The following is a 768-nucleotide window of genomic DNA, read 5'->3' on the forward strand; positions in this document are numbered from 1 at the left end:
TGATTAATAAGATATTTACATGCAAATACAGCTTCAGCTTTTTTCTTTTTAGTGTATTTACATATGGGTAGAGGTATTTATTATGGTTCATATCAAGGACCAAGAAGTTTAACTTGAAACATAGGTGTTATAATATTTATTGTTATGATAGTTACAGCTTTTTTAGGTTATGTTTTACCTTTTGGTCAAATGAGTTTATGAGGTGCTACAGTTATTACTAATTTATTAAGTGCTATACCTTGAATTGGTCAAGATTTAGTTGAATTTATTTGAGGTGGTTTTTCTGTTAATAATGCTACATTAAATAGATTTTTTTCTTTACATTATTTATTACCTTTTATATTAGCTGCTTTAGTTTTAATGCATTTAATAGCATTACATGATACTGTAGGTTCTAGTAATCCTTTAGGTATTTCAGGTAATTATGATAGATTACCTTTTGCTCCTTACTTTTTATTTAAAGATTTAGTTACTATTTTTTTATTTATGCTTTCTTTATCTATATTTGTTTTCTTTATGCCTAATGCTTTAGGTGATTGTGAAAATTATGTTATGGCTAATCCTATGCAAACACCAGCTGCTATTGTTCCTGAATGATATTTATTACCTTTTTATGCTATATTAAGATCTATACCTGATAAAACTTTAGGTGTTGTTGCAATGTTAGGTGCTATACTTATATTAATGGCATTACCATACTTAGATAAATCTAAAATAAGAGGTATGCAATTTAAACCTTTAAGTAAAATAGCTTTTTATATTTTTATT

The 768-nt window shown here is 26.0% G+C and carries 2 pseudogenes; both read left to right on the forward strand.

The window, feature by feature from the left end:
- Positions 1–6 precede the first annotated feature (6 nt).
- A pseudogene (locus tag ACYVBS_RS14650) lies at positions 7–597 on the forward strand (cytochrome b N-terminal domain-containing protein).
- Positions 598–609: 12 nt separating this feature from the next.
- Positions 610–768 (forward strand): annotated as a pseudogene (locus ACYVBS_RS14655) (cytochrome b); the annotation flags it as partial.

It is taken from the genome of Lysobacter olei (assembly GCF_054777355.1).